Annotated in this window: 23 protein-coding genes, 1 tRNA gene and 1 riboswitch; of the genes, 8 read left to right on the forward strand and 16 right to left on the reverse strand. The window is 71.8% G+C overall.

All coding sequences use genetic code 11. The annotated features are described in order from the left end of the window. Window positions 1–20: 20 nt before the first annotated feature. Complete coding sequence (locus tag GA0070620_RS21575; protein ID WP_172836473.1) at window positions 21–656, reverse strand: septal ring lytic transglycosylase RlpA family protein; 636 nt, start codon at window positions 654–656, stop codon at window positions 21–23. Window positions 657–858: 202 nt separating this feature from the next. Here GA0070620_RS21575 and GA0070620_RS21580 point away from each other — a divergent pair, with 202 nt between their 5' ends. Then, the gene (locus GA0070620_RS21580; protein ID WP_091593647.1) at window positions 859–1431 is read left to right on the forward strand and encodes a phosphoribosyltransferase family protein; all 573 of its coding nucleotides are present in this window, start codon (window positions 859–861) and stop codon (window positions 1429–1431) included. Here the strand turns inward: GA0070620_RS21580 and GA0070620_RS21585 are convergent. Next, complete coding sequence (locus tag GA0070620_RS21585; protein ID WP_091593648.1) at window positions 1415–1945, reverse strand: alpha/beta hydrolase; 531 nt, start codon at window positions 1943–1945, stop codon at window positions 1415–1417. The two genes, GA0070620_RS21580 and GA0070620_RS21585, sit on opposite strands and share 17 nt — an antisense overlap. A gap of 116 nt (window positions 1946–2061) precedes the next feature. On the opposite strand from GA0070620_RS21585, the gene GA0070620_RS21590 reads away from it, so the two are divergent. Further along, a complete protein-coding gene (locus tag GA0070620_RS21590) occupies window positions 2062–2478 on the forward strand; it encodes an ASCH domain-containing protein (protein ID WP_091593651.1) in 417 nt (138 codons plus the stop codon). 54 nt (window positions 2479–2532) lie between these two features. On the opposite strand, the gene GA0070620_RS21595 is transcribed toward GA0070620_RS21590, so the two are convergent. Continuing rightward, window positions 2533–3411 carry an LLM class flavin-dependent oxidoreductase gene (locus GA0070620_RS21595; RefSeq protein ID WP_091593653.1) on the reverse strand — a complete coding sequence of 293 codons (879 nt, stop codon included), beginning with the start codon at window positions 3409–3411 and terminating at the stop codon, window positions 2533–2535. A gap of 94 nt (window positions 3412–3505) precedes the next feature. Here GA0070620_RS21595 and GA0070620_RS21600 point away from each other — a divergent pair, with 94 nt between their 5' ends. After that, a complete protein-coding gene (locus GA0070620_RS21600; protein WP_091593655.1) occupies window positions 3506–4009 on the forward strand; it encodes a GNAT family N-acetyltransferase in 504 nt (167 codons plus the stop codon). On the opposite strand, the gene GA0070620_RS21605 is transcribed toward GA0070620_RS21600, so the two are convergent. Continuing rightward, window positions 4006–4236, reverse strand: a complete 231-nt coding sequence (locus tag GA0070620_RS21605) for a hypothetical protein (protein ID WP_197677476.1) — start codon at window positions 4234–4236, stop codon at window positions 4006–4008. The genes GA0070620_RS21600 and GA0070620_RS21605 overlap by 4 nt on opposite strands. A gap of 112 nt (window positions 4237–4348) precedes the next feature. Between GA0070620_RS21605 and GA0070620_RS21610 the strand changes: the two genes are divergently transcribed. Beyond that, window positions 4349–4852: a SigE family RNA polymerase sigma factor gene (locus GA0070620_RS21610; protein WP_091593659.1), complete on the forward strand. Its 504-nt coding sequence runs from the start codon at window positions 4349–4351 to the stop codon at window positions 4850–4852. Beyond that, window positions 4849–6240 carry a TolB-like translocation protein gene (locus GA0070620_RS21615; RefSeq protein WP_091593661.1) on the forward strand — a complete coding sequence of 464 codons (1392 nt, stop codon included), beginning with the start codon at window positions 4849–4851 and terminating at the stop codon, window positions 6238–6240. Before GA0070620_RS21610 ends, GA0070620_RS21615 begins: the two co-directional genes overlap by 4 nt. Window positions 6241–6288: 48 nt before the next feature. Here the strand turns inward: GA0070620_RS21615 and GA0070620_RS21620 are convergent, their stop codons facing one another. The 5 genes from GA0070620_RS21620 to GA0070620_RS21640 all read right to left on the reverse strand — a co-directional run bounded on the left by GA0070620_RS21620 (window position 6289) and on the right by GA0070620_RS21640 (window position 8872). After that, window positions 6289–6531, reverse strand: coding sequence for a hypothetical protein (locus GA0070620_RS21620; protein ID WP_091593662.1), 243 nt, complete (start codon window positions 6529–6531; stop codon window positions 6289–6291). A 47-nt stretch (window positions 6532–6578) separates the two neighbouring features. Continuing rightward, complete coding sequence (locus tag GA0070620_RS21625) at window positions 6579–7349, reverse strand: class I SAM-dependent methyltransferase (RefSeq protein WP_091593664.1); 771 nt, start codon at window positions 7347–7349, stop codon at window positions 6579–6581. Between the two features lie 90 nt (window positions 7350–7439). After that, window positions 7440–8051 (reverse strand): dihydrofolate reductase family protein, encoded by a 612-nt coding sequence (locus GA0070620_RS21630; protein WP_091593666.1) that lies wholly within the window; start codon window positions 8049–8051, stop codon window positions 7440–7442. A 344-nt stretch (window positions 8052–8395) separates the two neighbouring features. Then, entirely contained in the window at window positions 8396–8734 is a 339-nt protein-coding gene (locus GA0070620_RS32780; RefSeq protein WP_157741688.1) for a hypothetical protein, read from the reverse strand. 64 nt (window positions 8735–8798) lie between these two features. Beyond that, window positions 8799–8872: transfer RNA gene (locus GA0070620_RS21640), tRNA-Gly, on the reverse strand. A gap of 282 nt (window positions 8873–9154) precedes the next feature. Here GA0070620_RS21640 and GA0070620_RS21645 point away from each other — a divergent pair. Beyond that, window positions 9155–10132, forward strand: a complete 978-nt coding sequence (locus GA0070620_RS21645; RefSeq protein WP_091599140.1) for a zinc metalloprotease — start codon at window positions 9155–9157, stop codon at window positions 10130–10132. A gap of 75 nt (window positions 10133–10207) precedes the next feature. On the opposite strand, the gene GA0070620_RS21650 is transcribed toward GA0070620_RS21645, so the two are convergent. After that, window positions 10208–10771 (reverse strand): pyridoxamine 5'-phosphate oxidase family protein, encoded by a 564-nt coding sequence (locus GA0070620_RS21650; RefSeq protein ID WP_091593670.1) that lies wholly within the window; start codon window positions 10769–10771, stop codon window positions 10208–10210. A 79-nt stretch (window positions 10772–10850) separates the two neighbouring features. Between GA0070620_RS21650 and dcd the strand changes: the two genes are divergently transcribed. Further along, complete coding sequence (gene dcd / locus GA0070620_RS21655; protein WP_091593672.1) at window positions 10851–11429, forward strand: dCTP deaminase; 579 nt, start codon at window positions 10851–10853, stop codon at window positions 11427–11429. 60 nt (window positions 11430–11489) lie between these two features. On the opposite strand, the gene GA0070620_RS21660 is transcribed toward dcd, so the two are convergent. Beyond that, window positions 11490–12530: a C40 family peptidase gene (locus GA0070620_RS21660; RefSeq protein WP_091593673.1), complete on the reverse strand. Its 1041-nt coding sequence runs from the start codon at window positions 12528–12530 to the stop codon at window positions 11490–11492. Window positions 12531–12541: 11 nt separating this feature from the next. Next, a riboswitch (cyclic di-AMP (ydaO/yuaA leader) is annotated at window positions 12542–12681 on the reverse strand. Between the two features lie 242 nt (window positions 12682–12923). On the opposite strand from GA0070620_RS21660, the gene GA0070620_RS21665 reads away from it, so the two are divergent. Then, entirely contained in the window at window positions 12924–14942 is a 2019-nt protein-coding gene (locus tag GA0070620_RS21665) for an N-acetylmuramoyl-L-alanine amidase (protein WP_091593675.1), read from the forward strand. Window positions 14943–15010: 68 nt separating this feature from the next. Here the strand turns inward: GA0070620_RS21665 and GA0070620_RS21670 are convergent, their stop codons facing one another. The 5 genes from GA0070620_RS21670 to GA0070620_RS21690 all read right to left on the reverse strand — a co-directional run bounded on the left by GA0070620_RS21670 (window position 15011) and on the right by GA0070620_RS21690 (window position 21480). Continuing rightward, window positions 15011–16024, reverse strand: coding sequence for a C40 family peptidase (locus tag GA0070620_RS21670; protein WP_407939898.1), 1014 nt, complete (start codon window positions 16022–16024; stop codon window positions 15011–15013). A gap of 167 nt (window positions 16025–16191) precedes the next feature. After that, window positions 16192–17193, reverse strand: a complete 1002-nt coding sequence (locus GA0070620_RS21675; RefSeq protein WP_091593677.1) for a hemolysin family protein — start codon at window positions 17191–17193, stop codon at window positions 16192–16194. Further along, entirely contained in the window at window positions 17186–18499 is a 1314-nt protein-coding gene (locus GA0070620_RS21680; RefSeq protein WP_091599146.1) for a hemolysin family protein, read from the reverse strand. The genes GA0070620_RS21675 and GA0070620_RS21680 overlap by 8 nt, the downstream gene beginning before the upstream one ends. Before the next feature lie 210 nt (window positions 18500–18709). Then, window positions 18710–20911 carry a (Fe-S)-binding protein gene (locus GA0070620_RS21685; RefSeq protein WP_091599149.1) on the reverse strand — a complete coding sequence of 734 codons (2202 nt, stop codon included), beginning with the start codon at window positions 20909–20911 and terminating at the stop codon, window positions 18710–18712. A 305-nt stretch (window positions 20912–21216) separates the two neighbouring features. Next, window positions 21217–21480: a cell division protein CrgA gene (locus GA0070620_RS21690; protein ID WP_091593679.1), complete on the reverse strand. Its 264-nt coding sequence runs from the start codon at window positions 21478–21480 to the stop codon at window positions 21217–21219. Window positions 21481–21523: the final 43 nt, after the last annotated feature.

A 21523-nucleotide genomic window follows, 5' to 3' on the forward strand; every position in this document is an offset into this window, starting at 1 on the left:
GATCGCCGTCCGTCATCCGCTCAGCCGAGCACCTCGTACCGCACGGTCGTCGCGCCGACGTCGAGCGACGCGATGGTGGCGAAGGCCGCCCGGGACAGGTCGAGGCAGCGGCCGTCGATGAACGGGCCGCGGTCGTTGATGCGTACGGTGACCGACTTGCCGTTGGCCGGGTTCGTCACCCGGACTTTGGTGTTGAACGGCAGGGTCTTGTGCGCGGCGGTCAGCGCGTCCGGGTTGAAGTTCTCGCCGTTGGCGGTCAGCTGGCCGTCGGAGTAGAAGGAGGCGCCGCAGCTGCCGCTGTCCACGACGGTGGCGGCCGGGGTGGACCGCTTGGTGGTGGCCGAGGGCTTCGGGGCGGCCGTACGTGTCTTGCCCCGGGAGGCGACCTGCGGGGAGCGGCTGTTCGTCGGGCTGGCCGACGCACTCGGCGTGGCGCTGGCGCTCGCGCTCGGCGACGCGGCCGGCGAGGTGGGGGCCGCCGTGCTCATCGCGGTGGTGGGCGTGAGGTCGACCGCGACCGGGCGGGCCGGCGTGCCCGAGGTCAGGTGGACCGTGCCGACGGTGCCACCCACGGCGAGCGCGACGCCGATCGCCGCGGTGGCCGCGATTCCGGCCGGCGACGAGATCCTGCGGGTACGGGAGTGCTTGCCAGTCACCGGCCCGGTCCTTTCGTCTTGCCAACAAACCGGGTCGGACCGTAACGAGAGATGCACTTCCGAAGTCAACGTGATCATTGTGGTATGCCCGCATTTGGCGCGATACGTGTAGCCGATCATCCGAGCCGTGCTCAGCCGGGTGGCCCCCTCAACACCGGGCCCCTGGAGCGGTGTCCCGGGCGTCGTGCCGGAGGATGGGCAGATGCCCGCTGAGCTGAGCGAACGCCTGATCCGGCTGGCCCGCTGGATCGATCCCGGACCCGGCTCGACCCACCTGGTCAGCGACGTCTCCGGATGGTGGCGGGACCCCGCCGTGCTGGCCGAGCTGGGGCCGGCGCTGGTGGAGCCGTTCCGGGCCGCACGACCGACGGTGGTGCTCGCCCCGGCGGTCACCGGGCTGCTGGTGGGCCCGCTGGCCGCGACCGCGCTCGGCGTGGGCTTCGTGCCCGCGCACAAGCCGGGCGACGGGCGGCTGCCGGCCGGGCCACTGACCTGGGCGCAGACCCCGCCGGACTTCCGGGGCCGCCGCGTCGACCTGGCCGTCCGGGAACGCCACCTCGGCCCGGGTGACCGGGTGCTGGTCGTCGACGACTGGGTGGCCACCGGCGCCCAGGTGCGCGCCCTCTACGAGATCTGCGCGGCGCGAGGGGCCGAGGCCGTCGGCACCGCCGCCGTCGCCGTCGACTGCCCGCCCGAGGTCGCCGCCGAGCTACGCGTACGCGGCCTGGTGGCGGGTCGCGACCTCGGCGCGGCCCCGGTCACACCGTCCAGTTGATGTGCACGAACGCGTCGACCGCCATGCAGACCCGGCCCAGCGCCTCCGCCGAGGCCACCAGCGGCCCCGGCACCAGCAGGGAGTGGTCGGCGTCGGGGATCTCCAGGAGGTGCGGGGTGAGCCGACGGGCCGCCGCGGCGTCCCAGGACCGGTCGGCCGTGCCACCCACCAGCAGGAACGGCGCCGTGGCCCGCTCCAGCGCCGCCACCACCTCCGGGAGGTGCAGCAACGGCGTCAGCCAGATCGCCGGCAGCTCCCGGTCGGCGGCGAGCGACGCGGCGAAGCTGCCGAGCGACTTGCCGACCAGCAGGTCGGTGCGCTCGTCCAGGGTGGGCGCGACCTGCTCCACCACCCAGGCGCCGCGCTGCTCCGCCGTCAGCTCGGCCGGCACCTGCCAGGTGATCTCGTGGACGTCGAAGCCGCTGCGCCGCAACGACTCCCCGGTGTACGCGAACAGCGGCCCCCGGGTGTCGTAACCGATGCCGGGGATGAGCACCGCTCGCCGGTCCGCCATGCTGCCCTCCTGGTGCGTCGACTGCCGCTGCGGCCACCGTAGCGCCGGCGGAGCGCGCCGCGGGGGCGGACGAAAACCCCCGGCGGGGCGTCCGCGTCTCGCCTAGCCTCGGCAGGATGTGGCCACGGATCGGCGGACTGCGCACCCTCGCCCTCGGCACGCCGGGTGAGCTGCGTGCGGACCTCAACAGGCTGGTGCTCGCCGGGGTGAAGACGGCGACGGCGGGGCTCCTGAGCGAGTACGCCGAGGAGGGCGAGGAGCTGGAGCGGATCGGCGAACGGCTGGCCCTGGTCGACGACGACGACCAGCTCGTCGGGCTCGTGCAGGTCACCGCCGTCGACGTGGTCCCCCTCGCCGACGTCGACTGGGACTTCGCCCGGTCGGAGGGCGAGGGGGACCGCTCCGTCGAGGACTGGCGCGACGGCCACGCCGCCTACTGGGCCCGCCTCGGCACGCCGGTCACCGACGACACGGAGATCGTCTGCCTGCGGTTCCGGCTGCTCCCGACCGACGACGGCGTCCTCGGCACCTGAACCGGGATCGCTCAGCCGGCACAGTCCTCGGCACCTGAACCGGGCGGGTGCCGCTCAGCCGCGCAGCTCGGGCAGCAGCCGGGTGGCCACGTCGACCAGCGTCTCCTCGTCGCCCGCGTACCAACTGCTGGCTCTCGGCCAGTGCGTCACCACGTCGGTGAAGCCCAGACCGGCGGCCCGCTCGACCTGGTCGGCGAAGAACTCGGCGCTACTCAGCGAGAACGCCGGGGCCGAGTCCAGCGAGAGGTAGCGGTCCAGGGTCGCCGGGTCGCGACCCGTCTCGTCGAGGGTCCGGTCGAGCCGCCTCGACAGCTGCGCGACCCCCTCCCACCAGCTCTCCAGGTCGTCGTCGGCGTTGCCGGTGGTGACCCAGCCCTGGCCGAAGCGGGCCACGAGCCGCATCGAGCGCGGCCCGTTCGCGGCCACCACGAACGGCACCCGCGGGGTCTGTACGCAGCCCGGGTTGTTCCGCGCGTCCACCGCGGCGAACCACTCCCCCCGCCAGGTGGTGCCGTCCTCCCGCAGCACCAGGTCGAGCAGCTCGACGAACTCGGCGAACCGGTCGACCCGCTGACGCGGGGGCAGGGTCTCGCCGCCGAGCACCGTCGCGTCGAACCCGATGCCGCCGGCGCCGACGCCCAGCAGCAGCCGACCGCCGGAGACGTCGTCGAGGGCGGTGACCTGCCGGGCGTACGCGGCCGGGTGCCGGAAGTTGGGCGACGCGACCAGGGTGCCGAGGCGGATCCGCGAGGTGACCGTCGCCGCCGCGCTCAGCGTGGTCATCGAGTCGAACCAGGGGCCGTCAACCAGGTCACGCCAACCCAGGTGGTCGTACGTCCACGCGTGGTCGAAGCCCCACTCGTCCGCCTGACGCCAGCGCCGCTGCGAGTCGGCCCAGCGCTGGTCGGGAAGGATCACGATGCCAATCCGCATGATCGCAGCGTAGACGGCCGTACTCGGGCCGCGCGCCGGCAGCGAGCCCGGTTATTCGGGTGAGCCCGGCCGCCGTGGCGATTAGCGTGGCGCGATGCCCGACCTCCAGCGGCTCGACGCCCACCACGCCCCGGCGCTGCTCCGTTTCGAGCGGGCGAACCGGGTCTACTTCGCCCGGTCCGTGCCCGACCGGGGCGACGACTACTTCACCGGCTTCGCCGCTCGGCTCGCGGAGCTGCTCGCGGAGCAGGCCGCCGGCCTGCTCCACCTCCACGTCCTGCTCGACGACGACGGTGAGGTGCTGGGCCGCTTCAACCTCGTCGACGTCGCCGACGGCGGCGCCGAGCTGGGTTTCCGGGTGGCCGAGGCGGCGAGCGGGCGAGGGGTGGCGACCGACGGCGTACGCCGGGTGTGCACGCTCGCCCGCGACGAGTACGGCCTGCGCCACCTCGTCGCGTCGGCCGCGCTGGACAACGCCGGGTCCCTCGCGGTCCTCCGGCGTACCGGGTTCACGCCGGTCGGCGACGTGACGCTCGCCGGCCGCCCCGGGCTGCGCCACGTGCTCACGTTGACCGCCGAGTCGGAGGTGATCCGCTAGTCGGCCATCCTCTGCTGCCGACGGCGGACCAGCGCCCAGCCCATGAGCACTGCGGCGACGACGCCCGGTCCGGAGTGGACGGCGAGCACACCGGCCAGGCTCGGGCCACCCCAGTCGTCGCGGTACGTCGCCGGGTCACTCAGGTCGATCACGAACGGTTCGACGATCGCGCGAACCACGAGGTAGGCACCCAGGACCATCCCCAGGACATAGAGAGCCTTCTTCATAGCCCTCGACCGTAGCGACGCCGGTCCACCGAGCCCGCGGTCCGCTACGGTCACCGCGACCGACCCCAACCATCCGGGCGCGGGAGGCGTCTTACTAGGTGAGGGGGTGGGCATGACCGAGACGTTCCACGAGTTCGTGGTGCATCGTTCGCCCGCGCTGTCCCGCACGGCCTACCTGCTCACCGGCGACCACCAGCTCGCCGAGGACCTGCTCCAGTCCGCCCTGGCCCGAACCTACCGGCACTGGTCGCGGATCCGAGACGGCGACCCCGAGGCGTACGTGCGGCGGACGATGTACCACCAACAGGTCTCCTGGTGGCGGCGCCGACGGCCGGTCGAACGGTTGGAGCCGCGACCGACCGATCGGACCGCCGATGACCACTCGGACGCGAGCGCGCTGCGGTTGAGCGTGGCGGCCGCGCTGCGCCAGCTCACGCCCCGCCAGCGGGCCGTCGTCGTGCTGCGGTTCTACGAGGACCTGACCGAAGCACAGGTCGCCGAGGCGCTCGGCTGCTCGGTCGGCACGGTGAAGCGGCACGGCCACGACGCGATCCGCCGGCTGCGCGACATCGCCCCTGAACTGCTGGACCGGACGGTCGAGAGGAGCCCTCGATGACCGCGCAACTTCGGGAGGCGCTCCGGGCCGCCGCGGCGGACGTGCCCACGTATCCGGTCCACGATCGGGCGCTAGCCACCGCCCGCCGCTCCCGCCGCCGCGCCGTCCTCGCGGCGATTGCCGCCTTGGTGCTGGTCGCGCTGGCCGGGGCAGTGCTGCCGTTGGCGCGTACGCCCGCTGTCGATCCTGCGGCCGATGCGGACGCCCGGCTTCCCGACCGGATCGCGCTGCCGCCGCTCGGCACGCTGCACGCCACCGACCGACCCCGCCCCGGTCCCGCCTCGGTCATCTTCAGCGGCTCGTCGCCGCGTCTGCGGGGCTGGTTCCGGAGCGCCGTGGTCGGTGTGGTGGGCGCTGACTCCGACCGCTACCGGGTCCTCTCCACGGAGAACGAGTCGCCGGCCGGCGAGCAGGTGGTGCTGTCCGCCGAGGGCCGGTACGTGGCCACACCGTCCAACTCCCGCGACCAGCCCGGGATCGACGTCGTCGACCTGGTCACCGGGCGCACTCGGCAGCTCCGCAGCGCCGTAGCCGACAGCGTCGAAAGTGATCCGCTGGCCTGGTCACCGGACGGGGGACGGCTCGTCGTTCGCGACAAGAAGCCGGTGGCCTCCGACGGCGCGACCTACACCTCCGTGCTGAGCATCGTCACCCTCGACGGCGAGCGGTGGACGCGGCTGGCCGAGGGCGCCGAGGAGGCCCACTTCGGCTCGGCGGTCGCCTTCGCGCAGGACGGCACGCGCCTCGCCTACCAGTACGGCGCCACCGTCGGGGTCGCCGACGTCGACGGGCGGGAGTTGTCCTCGTTCCCGTTGGCCGGCGAGACGTGGCTGGCAGGCAAGGGTGCGTGGGCGCCGGACGGCACCCTGACGCTGGTCAGCCGGGAGGCGGGCACCACGGACTGGAACCTGCGCCGCGTCGACCCGCAGGGCCGGGACGCCGGCGCACTGCGCCTGCCGGACGTCGGGGGCGTGGCCGCGATTCGGTTGCTCGGCTGGAACACGGGCGACTCGGCGCTGGTGGTGGCCTATCAGCCGGATCCGGTCATGCTCGACCGGTTCGCCCAGCCACTGCCGATGAACCAACGTACCGTCCACCCCGACGTCCGGACGGTCACCGTGCTCGCGCTCACGCCGGGCGCGCCCGCACCACGGGTCGTGATGACCGCACCCGATCAGGTTCTCGCCGTCGACGTGGCCGACGAGGTGATCCACTCCGGTCGGACCCGCGACGCCCGTCCACCCGGTGGTGTGGGCGCCCGCTTCTGGTACTGGGCGTTCCTGGCCGCCGTCGTGGTGACGGGCCTCGTGGCCTGGCGCGGTCGGGAGGCCTTGGCGCTGTGGCGCGACAACCGGCGCATCAGACGTGCGCGCGGACTGAGGCGTTGACCCTGACCTGATCGCTCGGTGACTTCGACCGCCTGTCGGCTGGCCCGGTCACTCCGCGTCCCGGAGCCGGGAGCGCGCCTGCTCGACCAGCTCCTGGTAATCCGGGCGGAACAGCTCGGCGAGCAGCGGTTCGAAGAGGCAGGTGAGATTCCACAGTGCCCGCTGTTCGGCCTGGTCCTCGACCAGGCCGGTGAAGCCGTTGGTCCGCTCGTCGGTCCGGTGCAACCACTCGAACAGCACGAGCGCCTCGTCGTGCGTGAGCCGGACCACCACCTCGCCACCCTGATTCATGGACGGCAGTGTATGTAGCGCGTGCTGTCACCCGCCGGTGCCCGGCGTCAGCGCCGTCGTACGCGCAGCACCCCGGTCAGCATCGGAAGGGTGAACTCCCCGTCGGCGGTCTCCGACCTCGTCGCGAGGAAGGCGCGGATCCGGTCGAGCGCGGCCTCCCGGTCCGGCGCCGGCATGACCAGCATCCCCGCGCGCGTCGCGAGTGTCGCGGCGAGGGAGTCGGCGGTGCGGCGCTGCCCGTGCGGGAACTCGGCCTGCTCCGGCGAGCCGAACCGGGCCGTACCGGTCCGTGGGAGGTGCAGGTCCGCGGTCGCGGCGCGCCACCTGCCACGAGTGTCACGGGGGCCGATGGCGGCGCTCCCGCTGACCCGTTCGAGCCCGGCGATCCAGTCGACCCGGTCGTCCAGGACGTTCCACAGCCCGGCCAGGATGCCCCCGGGCGCGAGAACCCGGGCGATCTCCGGTCCCGCGACGGGCATGTCGAACCAGTGCAGGGCGTTGCCCGCGAGCACGGCGTCGACGGACGCGTCCGGCAGTGGGATGGCCTCGGCACTGCCCGGAACGGCCCGCACGGCCGGCAGCGTACGACGCAGTTCGCTCAACATCGCCGGGTCGGGTTCGACCGCGACGACGTCGACCCCCAGCGCGACCAGCGTGGCGGTCAGCTTGCCCGTTCCGGCGCCGAGGTCGAGCACCCGTGGGCCGGGCGCGGCGTCGAGCACCCAGCGCACCGCGGCCTGCGCGTAGTCCGGACGGTGCTCGGCGTACGCGGCAGCCGCCGCACCGAACGACGAGCTGAGATCGACGCCCTCATCCACGCGCTGACCCTACCCGTCGACGGCAGCGCATCGAGGGCCCTGAACGGGACCGTGGTCCCGCCCAGGGCCCTCGTCGCCGAGCGCGCAGCCCTATCCGGCGGCGTTGGCGTAGGTCGGGGTGCCCGCCGGCTCGTACGTCAGTTGCAGCGCGCCGTTGGGGTGGGTGACCGACTCGGTGAGCCGGAGGGCCGCGGGCACCGCGCCCGCGGCGAACACCCGCTTTCCGGTGCCGAGCACCACCGGGTAGAGCCACAGGTTCAGCTGGTCGACGAGGCCGAGGCGCAGCAGCGACTGCAGCAGGTCCAGGCTGCCGATCACGTGAACCCTGTCGTGGCGGTCCTTCACCTCGGCCACCCCCTCGGCCAGGTCCCCGGCGATCACCGTCGAGCCCTCCCAGGCGAGGGGCTCGGTCAGGGTGCGGCTGGCGACGTACTTGGGCACCCCGTTCAGCAGGCCGGTGAAGGGCATCTCCGCCGACGCCTTCGGCCAGTAGGCGGCGAATATGTCGTAGGTCTTCCGGCCCAGCAGCAGCGCGTCCATCCCCGCGGCCTGCTCGAACACCGCCGAGCCGGACCCCTCGTCCGGCAGTGCCAGCTGCCACCCGCCGTGCGGGAAGCCGCCGTCGCGGTCCTCGTCGGGCCCTCCCGGCGCCTGCGCCACCCCGTCCAGCGTCACGAACTCCGTCACGATCAGCTTGCCCATAGGACGTTTCCCTTCACTCTGATCCGTCCCTCGGTAGACCAGGCCACCGGCCGGAACTCATCGCGTCTCCGCCGGAGCGGTGGGACATACGACGACCGCCAGGCACCGTGGGCGACTCGGGCGTCAGACGGCGCTGCCCTGCTTGAGGGCCCGTGCGATCCATACGACGCGCTCGGCCTGGTGGCGGGCGGCGTTGCGGGTGTCGTCGTCGATCGAGCCGAGGTCGGGGCCGAACACGGCGTGGTGCGAGGTGCCGTACGGGTTGCCGTCGGAGAACTTGACCGATGGTCGTACGGGCTCCAGTACCCGGCGATGACGTCCGCGGAGCTCAAGCCGGACCGCGATCAGCGGTCGAGCCTCGTCGCCAACTCTCCGTACTTCATCCCGAACGAGCACTGCTGGCCTTGTTCGTCGACACCGACGAACTTGATGCCGTGTACCCGGTGTTGCACAACGGTCAGCCGGGCTCGCAGCGTCCCGTGCGGCCTGTCCAGCTGGACAACGTCGCCGACTTGGAAGCTCTCCGCTGGGATTGTCGAGTCCATCGCCGCATCCTGTCGTCGCCCATGGCCTCCCGGCCACCGACTTTCATGGTCCACCGACAGTTTGGAAGGTCGAAGATCAAGGATCAGAACGATGCTGTGGATGGCCTCACTCAATGGCACGCCAGTGGCACGCCGCATGACCTTGACCTTGGAACATCGAAGGCCCTGGCCGGGACTGTCGTCCTGGCCAGGGCCTTTCGGTTGGAGCGGGTGACGGGAATCGAACCCGCACTGTCAGCTTGGGAAGCTGATGTTCTGCCATTGAACTACACCCGCAAGCGGCACCACTGTACCTGAGTCACGTGCGCGGTGCACCCAGGTACCCCCTCGGCGGCGCGCCGTCCGGGCACGGCCGGGCACCGTCGGCCCGGAGGCGCCCGGGATGACCCCGGGCGACCGCCGCGCCGCCTCCATCCCCAGCTCACGCCCGACACGGAGGAAGTTTCCGCGGCACAACACATAGCCATTCTCAAATTCGTCGATCGGTTGTAACGTCTGCCTCACGTTCTCAGCCTTGGCGTGACACACCCCCTGTCGCGCCGGAGAAAGAGGTGGATGATGGGACTTCGTCCCCACCTGTCGACCCGGCGCGCCGCCGGTGTCGCGTCGACGACCCTCGCGCTGCTGCTCAGCACCGCCGCGGCGGGCGTCGTCCCGGCCGCGGCGGCCGGGTCCGCCGCCCCGGGCGGCACCTGTGTGGAACCTGCCGACGTCCACGCGGACGCCCGCGTCAAGCCGGGCGGCGCCGCCAAGCACGAACCCAACGAGCTCACCGCCGCCCAGGTCCGGGACCGAGAGGCCGATCTGGCCGCCGCACTGCGTGAGCGCAGTGTCGCCCGGGCCGGCGCGGCCCCACTGGCCGCCATCACGATCCCGGTGGTCGTCCACGTGATCCAGGAGAACAGCACCCGCGCCCGGGGCAACATCCCCGACTCGATGATCAACTCGCAGATCGCCGTGCTCAACCAGGCGTACGCCGGCGGTACCGGCGGCGCCCCCACCGCCTTCGGATTCCAGCTCACGAAGATCAACCGGGTGACCAACCCGGCCTGGTACCCGATCGTGTACGGCTCCTCAGCCGAGCGGCAGATGAAGGCGAGCCTGCGCGAGGGCGGCAAGAACACGCTCAACATCTACCTGGGTGAACTGAGTGACGACCTGCTCGGCTGGGCGACCTTCCCGCAGCGGAAGTTGAGCAGCTCGGACGGCGTCGTCGTGCTGGGCGAGTCGCTGCCGGGCGGCACCTCGACCAATTACAACCAGGGCGACACCGGCACCCACGAGGTGGGCCACTGGCTGAACCTCTACCACACCTTCCAGGGCGGCTGCGGCGGCCAGGGCGACAGCGTCAGCGACACCCCGGCCGAGGCATCGCCCGCCTACCAGTGCCCGACCGGTCGGGACACCTGCACCGCGACCGGCCTCGACCCGATCACCAACTTCATGGACTACACGTACGACTCGTGCATGTACCAGTTCACTCCCGGGCAGGCGAGCCGCATGCTGACCGCGTGGAACGCCTACCGCGCGGCGTAGCGTCCCTCTCCGTACCGCCGGTGCCGGCCCCGTCAGCGGAGCCGGCACCGGCGTCCTTCTCCCCAGGACGAGCGCTCAGGCGGCGGACGGGTGGACGTCGCGGACCCGGTCGCGGCGGGCCGGGCGGGGCTGCGGCCGGACCGGCGTCGGCGCCGGCTGGTCGGTGGCGTGCGGGTCGAGCCAGACCTGCACGGCGGGGCGGCCGTGCCCCTCGCCGGGGCCGCCGGCGCTGCCCGAGTCGCGTCGCGCGAGCATCGCCACGTCGACGCTGAACTCGAAGAGCCGCCAGTCGACCTGCGGGGCGGCGTTGGCGCCGGCCGCCAGGCGGGCCACCCGGGCCTGGTCGGTCACCGGACGGGCGTGCCCGGCGACGTAGGCCTCGTCGTCGCTCTCCTCGGGCGGGAAGGAGTGCAGCGCGTAGCGGCCGTCGCGCTCCAGGTCACGCCGCTTGGGCGAGTCGATGATGAAGCAGAAGAGCCCCTCGTCGGTGATCACCGGCGACACCGGGTGCACCCGGGGCCCGCCGTCGGCACGGACCGTGGCCAGGTAGCCGAAGCCCGGACCGTACTGCTGCAGGAGAACGCGGATCCCGTCGGCGAGCCGGGGCTCGTCAGCGGCGAATTCGGACCAGGAAGCCATGCCGCCATCCTATCGAACAAATGTACGAGTAGGCGACCGCGACGCGCAGGTCAACGCCGCGTCTCGCTATGGTGGTCCGATGCTGCTCTCCGACCGCGACCTGGTCTCCGAGATCAAGGCCGGCACGCTCGGACTGGACCCGTTCGAGCCCACCCTGGTGCAGCCGTCGAGCATCGACGTACGCCTGGACCGGCTCTTCCGGGTCTTCAACAACCACCTCTACACACACATCGATCCGGCCATCCAGCAGGATGACCTGACCTCGGTGGTGGAGGTGCCCGACGGGGAGCCGTTCGTGCTGCACCCCGGGGAGTTCGTGCTCGCCTCGACGCTCGAAGTGATCTCGCTGGGCGACCAGCTCGCCGGTCGGCTGGAGGGCAAGTCCAGCCTCGGCCGGCTCGGCCTGCTCACCCACTCGACCGCCGGTTTCATCGACCCGGGCTTCTCCGGGCACGTGACGCTGGAGCTGTCGAACGTGGCGAACCTGCCGATCACGCTCTGGCCGGGCATGAAGATCGGTCAGCTCTGCATCTTCCGGCTCTCCTCGCCCGCCGAGCACCCCTACGGCTCGGCCGTCTACGGCTCGCGCTACCAGGGGCAGCGCGGCCCCACGCCGAGCCGGTCCTGGCAGAGCTGGCGGACCTGGCCGACCCGCTGACGCTCCGACGAGGAAGGGCACGCTCCGACGGTTCGGAGCGGGCCCTTCTCGCGGTACGCGTCAGCCGGGTCGGCCGTAGCTGTGAATCGGGCCGTCGTCGACCTTCTTCATCTTGATCGGTACGCCGGCCTGCGAGGCGTGCACCACCCAGCCGCCACCGACGTACATGCCGACGTGGTGGATGTCGCTGTAGTAGAACACCAGGTCGCCCGGGCGTAGGTCGGCCCGGCTGACGTCCTTCGTCACCCGGCTCTGCTGCGCGGCGTTGTGCGGTAGCGAGACCCCGGCCTTCGCCCACGCGGCGAGCATCAGACCCGAGCAGTCGTACGAGTTGGGACCCTCGGCACCCCAGACGTAGGGCTTGCCGATCTGGGCGCAGGCGAACTTGACGGCGATTCCGGCCCCGCCACCCGGGTAGGTGGCCGGGCAGGGCGCCGGCCGCAGCGAGCCGCCACCGCCGTTGCCGTACACCTTGATCCGCAGCTTCTGCAGCCGGTCGATCTCGGCGTTGATCTGCTTCTTCTTCGCGGCGAGCTGGGCCTCGGTGCGGGCGAGGTGCGCGACCATCTCGTCCAGCGGCGCCTTCTGCCGGGCCAGCTCGTCGCGCAGGTCGGCGACCTGGCGAACGTCCTGCTGCTGGTTGTACGCGAAGCGGTCGAGCAGCTCCAGCTGGCCGACCACCTCACCCGGGCTGTGGCTGCCGAGCACGGCGTTGATGGTGGAGACGTTCTCGCCCTTGTAGGCGCGGACCGCGAGCGCGCTCACCTTGTCCATGGCCTGGTCGACCTGGGCCTGGAGGGGCTTGATCCGGGCGGCCAGCGCGTCGGCCTGCTTGCGCTTGGCGGCCAGCTCGATCCGGGTCGCGTTGTGCTTCTCGATGACGGGTTCGAGCTGGTTCCAGTCCTCGTCGATCTGGCGCTCGATCTCGGCGACCGACGGGTCGGCGTGCGCCGCGGTCGCGCCGCCGGTGAGGACGACGGCGACGCCGATCAGGGCGGCGAGGGCGGTGGTGAAACGGGACCAGCGTGGGCGCGGCGCAGCCGTCGGGTGACCGGCTGTCGCCGGCCAGGCGGACGGACGCCGCGGAGCATGGTGGGCCACCGGCTCCGGACTCCTTCTTCCCTGACCGCCTACCGGGTTAGCTGACGGGTTCGGGCGGGAAGGTAGGCGCCCTACCGCAGTGACTGCGGATTCACCCCAGACGAACCTGGGTCCCCGGCTCGCTCGGCGAGCGACTCGGCGGTGTCGGACCGTTACCGCCCGGGATGGGCGGACCTGCTACCGGGCCGACGAATGACCAGAGTAGAGACGGTCGTTACCCATCCGCAACCCGTCGGGTCGTGACACTCCGTACCGGTCGTCACGATGACGGGACCGCGAACCGGAAACGTGAAGATTTTCTACCAGGGAGGTCTATAGATGGAAAGCTATTGACGTACCGGTGGCGACGGAGTGAAGGTGGGCCCACGTCACCCGTCCGACCCGGGGGGTCAGATGCCCGCTTCAGTCCTGACCAGGAGCAGGAACGCCGTGCTCGCCGCCGCGCTGGTCGCCGCGACGACCGCGCCGATCGGTGGTGGCCCGGCCGCCGCCGCCCCGACCGACGACCGCCAGCGGCAGTACGCCGCCGCGGCGGCCGAGTACGGCGTGCCGGAGGAGATCCTGCTCGGTGTCTCCTACCTGGAGTCCCGCTGGGACACCCACGCCGGCACACCGAGTACGAGCGGCGGCTACGGTCCGTTGCACCTCACCGACGCTGCCTCCGTCGCGTCCGCACCCACCACCGCCCACGTCGGCCCGCACGAGGACCCGCGCGGCGACGACGCACGACCGCTGACCGTCCGCCCGCCCGAGGCCGCCGGCCCGGTCGACGACGCCCCGGCGGCCGCCGCGCTGTCGACCCTGGGGGCCGCGGCAGCGCTCACCGGCGCCACGACCGAGCGCCTGCGCACCGAGCCGGCCGCCAACATCCGCGGTGGGGCCGCGCTGCTCGCCGTGTACCAGCGGGAACTGGGCGGCCCGGTCGGGTCCGGTACCGACCCGGCGGCCTGGTACGCCGCGGTCGCCCGCTACTCCGGCGCGGACCGGGAGGACACCGCGGCCGCCTTCGCCGACGAGGTGTACGCGCAGATCAGGTCCGGCGCGAGCCGGCGCACCGACGACGGGCACCAGGTCACGCTCACCCCGCGGGCCGTCGAGCCGGACACCGGGGCCCTGCACCGGCTGGGCCTGCGACCCGGCGACCGGCCGGACGGGCTGGAGTGCCCGGTCGGCCTGGGCTGCGAGTGGATCCCGGCCCCCTACGAGCAGTACGGCCCCGGCACCGGCGACTACGGCAACCACGACCTGGGCAACCGGCCGAAGCAGCAGAAGATCGAGTACATCGTCATCCACGACACCGAGGGCTACTACGGCCCCAGCGTCGACCTGGTGAAGCGGGCCGACTACCTGGGCTGGCACTACACGCTGCGCTCGGTCGACGGGCACGTCGCGCAGCACGTGAAGACCAAGGACGTCGGCTGGCAGGCCGGCAACTGGTACGTCAACGCCAAGTCCGTCGGCATCGAGCACGAGGGCTTCGCCGCGCACGGCACCTGGTACACCGAGGCGATGTACCGCACCTCGGCGAAGCTGGTGCGCTACCTGGCGCTGCGGCTCGGCATCCCGCTGGACCGGCAACACATCATCGGGCACGACAACGTTCCCGGGACCGTGGCGTCCACCGTCGCCGGCATGCACTGGGACCCGGGCCCGTACTGGGACTGGTCACACTACTTCGACCTGCTCCGGGCGCCGTTCCGCACCACCGGCACGGCGCGGACCGGACTGGTGACCATCGACCCGGACGTCGCCGCCAACCAGCCCGCCTTCGTCGGCTGCAACCAGCAGCCGCCCGGCGTGCCGACCCCGCCCCCGCCGGCGGAGCCGTGCCCGCTGCGCGGCTCGTCCGCGGTGATCCTGCACAGCGCGCCGAGCCACGACGCGCCCTTGGTCAACGACCTCGGCGAGCGGCCGGACGGCACGCCGAACACCATGTACGTCGCCGACCACGGTGCCCGCGCCTCCGCCGGGCAGACGTACGCGGTGGCCGAGGTGCGCGGCGACTGGACGGCGATCTGGTACCTCGGCCAGAAGGCGTGGTTCCACAACCCCGCGTCCGCACGCACCGCGCGCTGGGCCACCGGGTTCGTGGTGACCCCGAAACCGGGGAAGGCCACCATTCCGGTGTACGGGCGGGCCTACCCGGAGCAGTCCGCCTACCCGGCCGGCGTGCCCTACCAGGCGATCTCGCCACTGCAGTACACCTTCGCGGCCGGTCAGCGGTACGCACTCGGCGGGATCGTGCCGAGCGAGTACTACCGGGCGGTCACGTTCGGCGGCTCGTCCCCGGGCGACTGGACCGTCGTCCGGGGTGAGCTGCGGTACGCGCAGGTCCAGTTCGGCCACCGGATCATGTACGTCAACCTGGACGACGTGCGGATCCTGCCGTCCCCGGTCGGCGCGCCGAGGTAGCGATCCCGCGCTCGACGACGAAGGCCCCCGGTCGCGTGGACCGGGGGCCTTCGGAGTGCACGGATGGATCAGCTGGGTCTGCGGAACCCGGCGACGGGCATGTTGTTGATGCTCGCCACCTGGACCGGTTTACCGGCTCGCGGCGCGTGCACCATCTTGTCGTTGCCCAGATAGAGGCCGACATGGTGGAGGTCACTGAAGAAGAAGACCAGGTCACCAGGGCGCGCCTCAGAGCGCGGGACGGCCTTGCCCTCGTTCCACTGGGCACCGGTGAAGTGGGTCAGGCTGATCCCGGCGGCCTTGTAGGCGTACTGGGTCAGACCGGAGCAGTCGAACGAGTTCGGCCCGGTGGCACCCCAGACGTACGGGTCGCCGACCTGCTGGCAGGCGGTCTTGATCGCGGTCCGGGCGGCCGCGCTGACGACACCGTTCACGGTCGGGCACGCCGCCGTCTTGACCGTGGTCACCGGCAGCGTCTTCTCGAGCCGCTTGATCTCGGCGTCGATCTTCTTCTTCTTCGCCGCCAACTCGTCCTGCTGCTTGACCTGGGTGGCGATCAGCGCGTCGAGCTTCTGCTTCTCGGAGTCGAACTTCGCGCGGACCTTGAGCACCCCCTCGAGCTCCTTGCGCTCCTGCTTGGCCAGCCGGTCAAGCATGGTGAGCTGCTCGGTGAGGGTGCTCGGCTTGGCGCTGACCAGCAGCGCGCCGATGTCCTGTGACGGACCTTCGATGTAGTAGCGGGAGGCGAGGTCGCCCACCCGGCTCATGGCCAGCTCGCTCTGCAACGCGAGAGGCTGGATCTTCTTCTCCAGGTCAGCCGACTTCTTCCGGTTGACCTTCAGCTGCGCCCGCACCTTGTTGTACTGCTCGATGGTGGGCTCCAACTGCTCCCACTGCTTGTCGATCTGTGCCTCGATCTCGTCGACCGTGGGCTCCGCGTGCGCGGGTGCGGCGAGCATGCCGGCACCGACGGCCGCGGCGGCGACCAAGGTGAGCAGGCGGTGGGCGGCCCGGCGCAGGCCACCCGGACGAACGGATCGTCCCGGTGCGTGACGATGGGGGGGCATGGTTGCCACCGGCACCGACTCCTTTGCAACCGACCGCCGGGCGCCTCGCAGAGGGGAAGCGGCGAGGCAGACGACCCACAGCGGTCGGTGCCCCACGATAGGGAAGCGCCGGAGCGGAATCAAGGCGAGCGCGCGCGTCGTCACCCCGGCGCAACCGCCTGTGTACCAACGGTGTCCGTCGGTCAGCCGACGATGGCCGTCAATACGTCATCGAGCGTGACGACACCGAGGGGAAGCCGGCCGTCGCTGACCAGGACCATGTGCCGCCGCTCGCGCCGCATCGCGAGCAGCAGGTCGGCGAGCGTACGCTCCGGCGGAACGACCGCCAGCGGCCGGTAGACGTCGGCGGGCACCGGCGCCCGTCGGGCCGGCCCGGCGTACCCGAGCACATCCTTGACGTGCACGAACCCGAGGACCCGGCGGGTGGCCCGCTGCACCACCGGGAAGCGCGACCGGCCGGTGCGGGTCGACAGCACCTCCAGCGAGGCCGGTGAGACGTCCTCGGCCACCGTCACCACCGTCGACCACGGTTGCAGGGCATCGGCCGCGGTCCGGCTGTGCAGGGCGAGCGCACCGGTGATGCGGGCGTGCTCCTCGGCGTCCAGCAGCCCCTCCGTACGCGCCTGCGCGACCAGCCCGGCCAACTCCTCCGCCGTGAACACGGTCTTCACCGTCTCGGTCGCCTCGATCCGCCACAGCCGCAGCACGTGGCGGGCGGCCCACTTCATCGCCAGCAGCAGCGGCTTCGTGGCCACGCAGAAGGCGAGCATCGCCGGCCCGAGCCACAGCGCGGCGGGCTCCGGGCCGGCGAGGGTGATGTTCTTCGGCACCATCTCGCCGACCACGGTGTGCAGGAAGACCACCATCCCGAGGGCGAGCACGAAGGCCACCGGATGGACCGCCCGGTCCGGCAGGCCCACGGTGTGGAACGGCGACTCCAGCAGGTGGGCCAGCGCCGGTTCGGCGATCGCCCCCAACCCCAGCGAGCACACCGTGATGCCGAGCTGCGCCCCGGCGATCATCAACGGGATCTGGTTCATCGCCGACAGTGCCCAGCGGGCCCGCTGCGAGGTGGCGGCCAGCGGTTCCAGCACCGTACGCCGGGACGCGATCAGCGCGAACTCGCTGCCCACGAAGAACGCGTTGCCGAGCAGCAGCAGCACGGTCAGCAGCAGCTCAGCCATCGTCGTCCGGCGCCTCGGGGCGTACCACCCGAACCTGCTCGATCCGGTGCCGCTCGATCTCGACCACGGTGAACTCCCAGCCAGAGGCCGCCACCGTCTCCCCGGCGACCGGGATGTGACCGAGCCGGGCCAGGAGGTAGCCGGCCAACGTCTCGTACGGGCCGTCGGGCAGCCGGAAGCCGGTCCGCTCGGCCAGCTCGTCGGAGCGCAGCACGCCGTCGACGAGGAGCGTCCGCTCGCCGCCCGGCACGGTCAGCGCGACCGGCCCCTCGTCCGTCACCGCGTCCGGGTCGAACTCGTCGGCGATCTCCCCGACCAGCTCCTCCACCAGGTCCTCGACGGTGACCACACCGTCGGTGCCGCCGTACTCGTCCACGACCACGGCCAGCTGGGCTCCGGCGGACCGGAGGGCGGCGAGCACCCCGTCCAGGTCCAGGCTCTCCGGCACGTACACCGGCTCCCGGGCCACCGCGCCGACCGCGGTGGTGGCCCGGCGGTCCGGCGGCACGCCCAGCGCGTCCGGCACCCCCGCCACCCCGGTCACCGCATCCAGCGTCTCCTCGTAGACCGGAAACCGCGTCCGCCCGGTGACCCGGGACAGCGCCAGCAGCTCCGCCACACTCGCGGACACCGGGAGCGCCACCACGTCCACCCTCGGGGTCATCGCCTCGGCCGCCCGCTTGTCGCCGAACCGGATCGTCCGGCGCAGCAGCATCGCCGTGTCCGGTGGCAGCGCGCCCGCCCGCGCCGAGATGGCGGCGAGAAGCCCCAGCTCCTCCGGCGAACGGGCACTGGCCAGCTCCTCCTGCGGCTCCACGCCGAGCGCGCGGACGAGCCGGTTCGCCGACCCGTTGAGCGCCCGGATGAGCCAGCCGAACGTCCGGGAGAAGCCGCGCATGGGAGCGGCGGTGGCCAGCGCGGCGGGCATCGGGCGGGCCAGGGCGATGTTCTTCGGCACCAGTTCGCCCAGCAGCATGGAGATCAGCGTGGCCAGGGCCAGGGCGAAAAACGGTGTGAACCGGTCAGTCGCGTCGCCGACCAGCGGGCGCAGGACCGGCGTGAACATCCGGGCCAGCGCCGGCTCGGCCAGGTAGCCGGTGAGCAGCGCGGTGATGGTGATGCCGAGCTGCGCCCCGGAGAGCTGGAAGGAGAGCTCCCGCAACGCCCGACGGACGGTGCCCGCTCGCGTGTCCCCGCTCTCGGCCCGCCGGTCGATCTCGGCCCGATCCACCGTGACCAGCGCGAACTCCGCCGCGACGAAGAACGCGTTGCCAGCGGTCAGCGCGGCGAAACCCACCAGGGGCAGCACCGTGGTCAGGAGCAGGACATCGATGGTCGCTCACCTCGGGCGCGATTGTTCCACGGTGGCACACCGCGTAGGGGTCCCGGCGACGCCCGCTCCGCCCGTTGCCGGCCGCGCGGCGATCATCACCACCACGGTCTGCTGACGAAGACACCGACGGCGGTGGCACCGGGTGCCACCGCCGTCGTGCGTCGAAACCTCGGGGTACGCGGGTCAGCCGGCGACCGGCTCCGCCTCCTTGTCGCCCGGCGCCTGCTGCTCGGGCCGGACCGAACGCAGCAGCACGCTCGCCACGTCGATCACCTCGACCTGCTCGCCGGCGCCCTTGCCGTTCACCCCGTCGCTCAGCATGGTCGAGCAGAACGGGCAGCCCACCGCGACCGTCCTGGCGCCCGTGGCCATGGCCTCCTCGACACGCTCCACGTTGATCCGCTTGCCGATCTTCTCCTCCATCCACATCCGGGCGCCGCCGGCGCCGCAGCAGAAGGAGCGCTCGCTGTTGCGCGGCATCTCGGTCAGCTCGCCGGAGATGGCGGTGCCGAGCACCTCGCGCGGCGGGGCGAAGACCCGGTTGTGGCGGCCCAGGTAGCACGGGTCGTGGTAGGTGACGCCGCCGTCGACCGGCTGCACCGGGGTGAGCTTGCCGGTGGCGACCAGGTGGGCCAGCAGTTGGGTGTGGTGTACGACCTCGAACTCGCCGCCGAGCTGCCCGTACTCGTTGCCCAGGGTGTTGAAGCAGTGCGGGCAGGTGGCGACGATCTTGCGCTTGCTCTTCTCCCGGCCCTCGAACGCCTCGTTCAGCGTCTCCACGTTCTGCTGGGCCAGCATCTGGAAGACGAACTCGTTGCCGATGCGGCGGGCCGGGTCACCGGAGCAGGTCTCCCCCTCGCCCAGGATCGCGAACGACACGCCCGCCTCGTGAAGCAGCGTGGCGACGGCCCGGGTGGTCTTCTTCGCCCGGTCCTCGAACGCGCCGGCGCAGCCGACCCAGAACAGGTACTCGAAGTCGTCGACCTCGCCCACCCGGGGCACCTCGAAGTCGAGGCCCTTGGTCCAGTCCTCGCGGGTGCTCTGCGGGGCGCCCCACGGGTTGCCCTTGTTCTCCAGGTTGCGCAGCATGACGCCGGCCTCGGACGGGAAGCTCGACTCGATCAGCACCTGGTAGCGGCGCATGTCGACGATGTGGTCCACGTGCTCGATGTCGACCGGGCACTGCTCGACGCAGGCACCGCAGGTGGTGCAGGACCAGAGCACGTCCGGGTCGATGACGCCGCCGGACTCCGCGTCACCGACCAGCGGCTTGTCGGCCTCGGCCAAAGCGAGCACGTCGACGTGCGCGAGCTGCGCCGCCGTCGCCTTCTCCTCGCCGGTCAGGTCCTTGCCGCCGCCCGCCAGCAGGTAGGGCGCCTTCGCGTACGCGTGGTCGCGCAGGCTCAGCACGAGCAGCTTGGGCGACAGCGGCTTGCCGGTGTTCCAGGCCGGGCACTGCGACTGGCAGCGGCCGCACTCGGTGCAGGTGCTGAAGTCGAGCAGGCCCTTCCAGGTGAACTGCTCCACCTGGGCCACACCGAACTGGTCCTTCTCTGGGTCGGCCTCCTCGAAGTCGAGGGGCTTGCCGTTGCTCGTCATCGGCCGCAGTGCGCCGAGACCCGAGCCGGCGGGCTTGGCCGGCTCCCGCTTGAAGAAGATGTTGAAGAACGCCAGGAAGCGGTGCCAGGCGACGCCCATCGTGACGTTCAGCGAGATCACGATGAGCCAGGTCATCGAGATGACGATCTTGATCAGCGCGGCGACGCTGACCCCGGCCTCCCAGGCGGGGAGGGCGTTGCCGATCGCGTGGCTGACCGGGGTCGCCCAGACCGGGTACTCGAAGTGATCGGTGGCGACCTTGAAGCCGCGGATGAGGAAGCCGAAGATCAGGACCAGCAGCACGACCCACTCGACGAAGTAGCCCTGCCACATCGTCGAGCCGGTGAACCGGGAACGGCCGCCCGGCCGGGAGGGCCGATTGCGCAGCCGGATGGCCATCAGCACGAGGATGCCGACCAGGCCGAGTACCCCGATGACCTCGGTGGCCAGGCCGAAGATCGTCCAGTGCCCGATGATCGGCAACCCGCCGCCGGTACTGACCACCTCGAAGTACGCCTCGAGGACCAGCAGCGACAGCACGATGAAGGCCACCATCACGAACCAGTGGGCGGCACCCACCACGCTCCACTTGAGCATGCGCGTGTGGCCGGCCGTCTCGACCAGCATCGTCCTCGTCCGGGCGCCCGGGTCGGCGAACCGTTCGGGCGCCGGTTGGCCGAGGCGGATGACGGCCACCATCTTCAGGACCGCGCGTACCGCCAGCCCCACCGCCACGGCGGTGATGGCGGCCGCGAGGATCGTGGTGACGATCTGGACGCTGCCCATCGAGTCGGCCTCCCCGGTCTGCTGCCTGTCGAGCGGTTCGGCGACCGGGAGCCGGGTCAGGGCGCGGTCGGCAAGCCGCCACCGCACCCACGACCGGACCGGCCGATGACCTCGCTCCGCTCGGTCATGCAGTGCAGCCTACGCGCAAGGTTACCCAGCAGTAACGTGAGTCTTCTCGCACCGGGCCGCGCCGCCCTGCGCACACCATAGGTGGCTCCGCCCGGAACTGCCGGGCAGGGGCGGCGTCGGGTGACGTGGACCGACCCCGCGCCCGGCGACCGTGGCCGTCGGGCGCGGGGTCGGGATCAACGCCAGCGGGAGAGCAGGATCAGGGAGGAGACCATCGCGCCGAAGCCCACGGCGAGGTTCCAGTAGCCCCACGACATGACCGGGTAGGCCTGCTCGGACAGGTAGTAGACCACCAGCCAGCCGATGCCGGCGACGATGAGCGCGACCGCCGTGACCGGCAGCCACACCGGGCTAGGCTTGCGCGACGCCGCCGTCGTCGTCGGGCGTACGTCCGTCGGCGGGGTGTACACCTTCTTCTTGCGGACCTGAGACTTGGGCACGACGCTCTCCAGGAGGGGGTAACGACCTCGTCCGGCCTGACAA

The organism is Micromonospora krabiensis, assembly GCF_900091425.1.
In the GTDB taxonomy this organism is placed as follows: Bacteria; Actinomycetota; Actinomycetes; order Mycobacteriales; family Micromonosporaceae; genus Micromonospora; species Micromonospora krabiensis.